A 7222-nucleotide genomic window follows, 5' to 3' on the forward strand; every position below is an offset into this window, starting at 1 on the left:
AATATAAATCAATCTCAATTAGATAATTTAACAATTCTATTAATATTTTAAAATCACGCTTTTATCCTGATATAGAAGTATTTACATTTCGTACTCACAATTTGACTTCTATGACAGTGGATTTAATTCTTAACAAAAAAAGAACGATAGTTATATCGTTCTTTGTTATCCAATTATGAATCTAAGGGTTAAAGTGATGCGCCCAATATCCCTTACTAAGAAAGTATTTAGCATCCTTAGATTTTATTTTACAATTAAAACCTCATCATCCAACTGTATTTGATAATTCTCAATAATAACTTTAATATGTCAAAATAATACTACCATGCCTAATGTATCGCGAGCACAATATTTTAACATATTATCACGAAAGTTATGATTTCAATTAGTTAAACTAATATTATCTTCTACTCGACGACGAAAAGCTTCTGATGCCATATCACCTTTTTTGATAGCTAAATCTTCATATGAAAAAGCAGATTCAAAAGCAGGTAAAGTTTTTTTAATTGATAAAGAACCATAAAATTGTTCTTTATAAATTTTAAATCCTTTGAAAAAATCTTGCAAGTCAATGGTACCATCATGAATTTGTGCTAATTGATGTTTGAATTCAGGATATCAAAATGCTAATTTTTTAATTACTGATTTTTCAAAAGATTGATTATAAGCAACATACGTACCTTGACCATGAATTTTAAGTAAATCATGACATAAGTTCTTGGTTAATAAAAAACGCGGGTCACTATTACCATCAGCTAAAAATTCATAATGAACAATGTTATAATTAGTTTTAAAATCAAAATCAGGGTTTAATAAAACATGGATAGAATATTGAAAAGGAATTTGTTGGTATGGTGTTGAATTTTTAAATTTAGGAATGGCTGATTTCATAGTTTCAAAGTCATACATATAAACTGGATATTGATATTTTTTGTACTCAATTTTTAAATCAACAAATTTATTGGGGTCAATTAATTTTTCACCATTTTTAATAACATCATATTGACGTAAATGTAAATCAGACTTAGTTATAAATGGTCAAATTCGTTCATCATTAATTGCTAATAGTTGTTCTTCATAATATCATAACGCCTTTTTTGTTTTTCGTAGTCGGTATAATTCAAAAATACTATTATGAATAGGAAAATATTTGAAAATATGAGAGCAAAAAGTTGTATCATTTTCATGGCAATAAGGTGACGTTAAAAATGCTATAATCGTTTCTTTATCATCCATTTCCATGATATTACGTAATTTTTGATATTCTAGTTGTAAATTATATTTTAAAAGTTCATCTTGAATTGAATCATATAAATTAAAATTCTTTTTAGTTTTAGGGCTTTTTTGTCATGTTGTACCATTAGGAATAAATAATTCATCTAAATCCAAAGTTTCTTGACGAACATAATTATTATTAATATACATAATATGGGTATTAGCAATATTAATGCCACATTTAGTTAAGATATCGTATTGATAAAGTAAATCTCACATATGTTCTTCTTTAACCCATGTCACAGCTTTTATTTCAATTAAGTCTCAACCATCATTATTACGTTTTAAGATATCACATTTAGTAATACAACCGTCATATTCAAATCGTGGTTCAAATAAGACATCATATGCTTTGTCATTAATAATTTCCATGGTTTTAATATAATCATAATTTTCTAAATTAAAACTAGTAAACTTGCGTTTAAAATAGTCTTGAGCATACTTACCTGTTTCAACTCCATCAGCAATCGTTTCTCCAAGATAAAATTCAGAATCATCTTTTTGGCTATCAAATGATTCTGAGTTATAAAATTGGTTATCTTGAAAGTCAGCAATTGTAATTAAATTTGTATTAAATTTACTACTAGTTTCAGTATGTGTTAATTCTACGAAATTAATAATAGATTTTTCTTCAATTAAACTTTTTGCTAACTTATAATTTTTACCTTTTAAAAACCATGAAAGTTTTTGACAAGTGCGAAAGTGTTTATAATCATCTTTGTAAATTTTCATAACTTATTACCTGACAAATCTAATAGTTTATTGTTTTTCTTTTCAACCAGAAAATTTATCTTGGATAGCAGTTTTTGGTTTTTCAAAATTTTTAGCACGTTTTTTCTCGGCTTTTTCTTGAATTCTTTCTTCAGCTAAAGCAATTTTTACTGCTTCACTTTCCTTTTTAATAGCAATTTTTTCTTCTGCAGTTTTACGTGACATCTTAACTTTTTTACTACGTTTTTTTGATAATTGAATACTTTTAATTGTTTCATCTAGAACTAGTTCGCGGTTTACTTTTCAAATTGTTTCAAATTCTTTTTTTGAAAGTTGTTTCGTAAATCCTTCAACTTCAAAAGCTTTTGTTGCATATAAGTCATTTTTCTTAGAATCATATAACTTCACTATTACATCAAAAACATCACGATAACGGAATTCTTTACTACTACGTGAAACTACTTGCTCAAATTCAATAGTTTTGTGTTGCAATTGCAATTCTTCGCGCATAAAAGTTTTAATAACTTGTTTTACTTCTTTTTGACGACGTGATTTTACTTCTTTTTTCTTCTTTTTTGATGATATAGTTGTTAGAATAAAAATTATTACAACTACTCCAATTAGAGCTAACATTCATCATGAACTAGCTAATTTATTCATATTTATCACCTTTTTTATTTATAAATTTTCCTCAATAACTGTTAACAGTTTAGTAGGACTCATGGGTGAAATTGTTAAAATTAAATTTGTATCTTTTTTAATTACAAAATAAAGATTTGTTTTATTAACTCTAATATATTTATAACTTCTAGTTTCTTCAATATAATGAGATTCACTGATTAATTTTAAGCAATGCTCACGCACTTGTATCTCAGTTAGGTCTTGCAACTTTAGTCTCGTTCTAATGCGGGCAAAGCCATGATAAGAAAATTGATAAGGGTTACGATAATAGTAACTCATTTTTTACCACCTACTACTACCCTACTAACTTGTTATATTTTCATACAAAAACACTAACATAATAATTATACTGAAAATATTAAAAAAATTATACAACATTTAGTATTTTTGTTATAATTATTTTTGTTGTAATCAATTTATAAATTATTTAAATCATAAGGAGAAAAAAATGGCAAACATTGCATCACAAATCAAACGAATTAAAACTAATGAAAAAAGAAATGAAATTAACAAAAGTTACAAAGCTAAAATTAAAACTGCTTTTAAAAAAGCAGAGGTAGCAATTAAAGATAAAAACAAAACTGCTCCAACTCTTGTTAGTCAAGCATGCAGTTTAATTGATAAAGCTGTTATTAAAGGTATTTATCACATTAACAAAGCCGCTAATAAAAAATCAAAAATTATGTCTAAATTAGCACAAACTAAATAAATTAAAAATAACTGTTCAGTAATTTGAACAGTTATTTTTAATTTCTATATTTATTTTACTTTATTAATAAGGTGAAATTAGAATTTGACTGTCTTATTTCATTAAAAATTTTATTTTTTTGATATTCATCAGATGTATCCATAACAACAAAAATACTAAAGTTACTAATATCTAATTTATTTCGATCAAAACTACTATGAATCTTATAAATGGATGCACCATTTTTAGTAATAATATTAACAATCTCATTAATTGTATTATTACTAATTTTTCCATTAACTGAGAATGGTACACGACGATGAGAACTAATTAACGCACTATTAATAATAGTTCCTAAAGTAGTAATATCAACATTACCACCACTAATTAAACAAACAACATTCTTACCTTTACCAATAATTTTATCAAGTTTACCTGAAAGAATAGCAGCCACGCTGACAGCACCACTACCCTCAGTTACTACTTTACATTTTTCTAATAAAAATAGCATGGCTTGAGAAATTTCTTCTTCACTAACTGTTACGACTTCATCAACATTATTTTTTAAAATTTTAAAAGTTAATTCACCAGTTTGTTTAACAGCAATTCCATCAGCAATCGAACTTTTAGCTTGAATTTTAAATGGTTTGCCATTTTTTAACGCTTGTTTAAATGAATCAACATTTTCAGCTTCAACTCCAATAAACTTAATGTTAGGGTTTTTACATTTTAAGTATGTTGAGATACCACTTAAAAGGTCTCCACCTCCAATAGGAACTAAACAATAGTCAATATCATTACCTAATGCTTGCATTTGCTCATATATTTCTAAACCAATAGTACCTTGACCATTAACAACGAAATTATCATCATAAGGATGAACTAAAGTTAAACCTTCTTCTTTTTCAATTCTTATTGCTTCTGCCATTGCATCATCGAACATAGTACCATGAAGTTGGACAATACATTTAGAACCCCCATCTCTTTAGTAGCTTCAATCTTTGCCAATGGCGCAGTTATGGGCATAATTATTTTTGATTTTAAATTTAAGCTTCTAGCAGCTAATGCTACACCTTGGGCATGATTACCAGCACTAGCAGCAATTAAGCCTTTGGCTTGTTGTTCTTCATTTAAATTAAGAATTTTATTTAAAGCACCTCTGATTTTAAAGCTTCCAGTTTTTTGTAAATTTTCTAATTTTAAAAAGACATTATTTCCTGAAAATGATGAAAATTTATCAGCTTTGATTAAACTGGTTTTACTAATTTTATCTTTAATTTGTTCATACGTTTTTTCAATGTTCTCTGCATTTATTAATTTTTCCATGAGTTTCCTCCTAAAAATTATAAAATATATACTTTTCTCTGAATATAACTAATACATACATATATTATCATTTATAAGTAACAAAAAAACATATTTTTGAATAAAAATACAAAGTACATTTATTTGTATTATTTTTTAATTTCGCAGAAAAAAGTAGAGGGTTGAATATTTATAAAAATTAACTTACACGTATAATATTTTTTTGATTAATCAAAAAACTTTTTAGTGTAACTGATATAAGTAAATAACATTTTTTCATGTATCACTACTTTTAGTACAAATTAAAAAAATTTATTAATTATAATTAACAATAGAAACTTTTAAAGGAGAAACTTATGAAGAAAATTTTATGAATACTTTTAGCACTAGTTTTTTCGACTTCCTCAATTGGTACTGCTGCTAGTTGTTGCGTTTGTTGTAGTAGCATTTTAAATAGTATTTTAAAAGTAAAGGACTTATCAAACCTTTATATTGGCCTTAATGCTATCCCAAAAGAAAATACTATAAAACGAGCTATTAAAGCTAATAATAAGGATATTGACATTAATGCTATAAAAGTTACTGATATAACTAATAGCGGAGCTAAAGTTTCTAGTAATGGTAGGAAATATACAGGTGATGATGTTAATGTTAACTTTACAGTAACACATTTTAAAGTTATTACAAATATTACTACAAAAATAGAAAGTCTAACAATTGGCATTAATGGTACCATATACGCTGGAAGCAATGATGGAAAATTATACAAAATCAACAAAGGTACTGATGCCATAACTGATATCACTTCAACCATACCTGATATAATACGAAAATTAACAACTGGCATCGACGGCACCATATATGCTGGAAGCAATGATGGAAAACTATACAAAATCAACAAAGACACCGACACAGTAACAGAAACAGAAACAGAATGGGATAAAATAAAATTCCAGATATTTTAAAAAGTGGATTTAACAGTAATATTTATATTGCTACAAACTCAAATGAACTATTAATAACCTATCAAACTGTTAATTACATTTAAATCTAATTGTATAAATAAAAATATTTTTATTGTTTTATGTATTATTTTTATTTAAACAAATCGCTATCTTTTCAAAATTTATAACCAGTTTTTATTTTTTTATCACTGTCATCATTGTCGTCAAATAATGATGGATCCATTTCGTATGATTTACCATTTAGTGCACTATTAATAGCATTTTGATATTCAGAATTAGCTCTAATAATTTTATTGTTATCACGTTTTGGATTAAGAATAGCAATTACTAAACCAATAACTACTGACGGTACTGCTGAAACTGCTGAAACATATGTTAAAATTTTAAATGCTTGGAAAGTTGATAAACTTTTTAGTCATGATAAAGCATTACTATCTATGCTATCAGTTTTATCAGCTAAGAAACTAGCAAAAGTTGCTGTTAAAGAGTTATCTGTTGTCATTAAAACAATATTAGCGACTGAATAAATAATTCAGAAAATTACCATTATTAATAGGAAATACGATATTCGATAAGTATCACGAATTAATTTAGCGGGTTTTAAAATATAATAAACAAATCCGCCCCCAAATAATAATGTAGTAATAATTGAAAAAATAACAGATTGAGATTTTTGTCCAAAATTATAATCTACTGCAGAACCACCTGCTTTAATAACGAAGTTACTTGTTACAAAATATGTCATTATATAAGTTACTGTTAACAATAGTACTGTTAACAATAAAAAACCACACAATATTTTCTTTAATAAAGGAATTGATTTTGGTTTACTTACATAAGGATAGAATTTAGGGTTTGTCGCAGGGTGTTGTGGTAAAACTCCTAATTTTGCTAAATTAGCATTGTCTAAATTATTAATATTAGGCATACTGTTATTTAATTGGTAACCAGACATAGGATTTGAAGCAAAGTTGTTATCCATATTAGGATTTGATACAGATACTGTTGGACTAATATTATCATCACTAAAGTTATTTAATGCTGCGATTTGATCAGTTAACTGTACCAGTGTCTCATTATCAAACTGTCTAATTCTTTCAAGACTTTCTCTTTCGATAGTTTTACAACTATTAGTGATTGAAACAATTAATAAGTTACGTTCTTCTAAAATTTCAATACGATTTTTTCTTGAACTTTTAGTTACACTAAAACTACGATCCATTAAATTAGAAATAATTTGTAAAAATTCAATAGCATATTTTTTATTGTTCAGCTGTTGCACTAATTCTATTTCAAGAAAAAATAAATTAGAAATTTGTAATTCTAAAATTTTTATCAAATTTTCATCACTCATAATAGCTTTTCTAACCACTAAATTAGCCAAACTGTTATATATAGTACTTGACACTTCATAATACAATGTTATATTTACTGTATCTTCTGAATATTCTTCAGCTTTTTTCTTTTTAATAATCCTTTTTGGTTTATTTTTACCAGCAATACTATCGTCTAATGATTTTGAATCTACCTTATCATCTACATTATTTTTGTTGCTTTCCATTGTATCACCTCATTATATTGAAACACATATAATTAT

At 26.1% G+C, this 7222-nt stretch carries 8 protein-coding genes; 2 read left to right on the top strand and 6 right to left on the bottom strand.

Translation table 4 applies throughout. The annotated features are described in order from the left end of the window. Nucleotides 1–243 precede the first annotated feature (243 nt). Genes RDJ14_RS01320 through RDJ14_RS01330 form a run of 3 tightly spaced genes read right to left on the bottom strand, consistent with a single transcriptional unit; the run spans nt 244 to nt 2946 of the window. Nucleotides 244–2007: a DUF2779 domain-containing protein gene (locus RDJ14_RS01320; RefSeq protein WP_308149563.1), complete on the bottom strand. Its 1764-nt coding sequence runs from the start codon at nt 2005–2007 to the stop codon at nt 244–246. A gap of 27 nt (nt 2008–2034) precedes the next feature. After that, on the bottom strand, nt 2035–2646 hold the full coding sequence (locus RDJ14_RS01325; RefSeq protein WP_308149564.1) for a hypothetical protein: 612 nt from the start codon (nt 2644–2646) through the stop codon (nt 2035–2037). 18 nt (nt 2647–2664) lie between these two features. Further along, nucleotides 2665–2946, bottom strand: coding sequence for a hypothetical protein (locus tag RDJ14_RS01330; protein ID WP_308149565.1), 282 nt, complete (start codon nt 2944–2946; stop codon nt 2665–2667). A gap of 169 nt (nt 2947–3115) precedes the next feature. Here RDJ14_RS01330 and rpsT point away from each other — a divergent pair, with 169 nt between their 5' ends. Continuing rightward, the gene (gene rpsT / locus RDJ14_RS01335) at nt 3116–3376 is read left to right on the top strand and encodes a 30S ribosomal protein S20 (RefSeq protein ID WP_308149566.1); all 261 of its coding nucleotides are present in this window, start codon (nt 3116–3118) and stop codon (nt 3374–3376) included. 55 nt (nt 3377–3431) lie between these two features. Here rpsT and RDJ14_RS01340 read toward each other — a convergent pair whose 3' ends face one another. Together RDJ14_RS01340 and RDJ14_RS01345 are read right to left on the bottom strand one after the other, a co-directional pair. Then, the gene (locus tag RDJ14_RS01340) at nt 3432–4298 is read right to left on the bottom strand and encodes a pyridoxal-phosphate dependent enzyme (protein WP_308149567.1); all 867 of its coding nucleotides are present in this window, start codon (nt 4296–4298) and stop codon (nt 3432–3434) included. Beyond that, nucleotides 4268–4681 carry a pyridoxal-phosphate dependent enzyme gene (locus tag RDJ14_RS01345; protein WP_308149568.1) on the bottom strand — a complete coding sequence of 138 codons (414 nt, stop codon included), beginning with the start codon at nt 4679–4681 and terminating at the stop codon, nt 4268–4270. The genes RDJ14_RS01340 and RDJ14_RS01345 overlap by 31 nt, the downstream gene beginning before the upstream one ends. A gap of 335 nt (nt 4682–5016) precedes the next feature. On the opposite strand from RDJ14_RS01345, the gene RDJ14_RS01350 reads away from it, so the two are divergent. Next, nucleotides 5017–5625, top strand: a complete 609-nt coding sequence (locus tag RDJ14_RS01350; protein WP_308149569.1) for a hypothetical protein — start codon at nt 5017–5019, stop codon at nt 5623–5625. Nucleotides 5626–5755: 130 nt separating this feature from the next. On the opposite strand, the gene RDJ14_RS01355 is transcribed toward RDJ14_RS01350, so the two are convergent. Beyond that, the gene (locus tag RDJ14_RS01355; protein WP_308149570.1) at nt 5756–7186 is read right to left on the bottom strand and encodes a hypothetical protein; all 1431 of its coding nucleotides are present in this window, start codon (nt 7184–7186) and stop codon (nt 5756–5758) included. Nucleotides 7187–7222: the final 36 nt, after the last annotated feature.

The sequence above is a fragment of the Spiroplasma sp. AdecLV25b genome, assembly GCF_030913225.1.
Classification (GTDB): domain Bacteria; phylum Bacillota_I; class Bacilli_A; order Mycoplasmatales; family VBWQ01; genus Spiroplasma_E.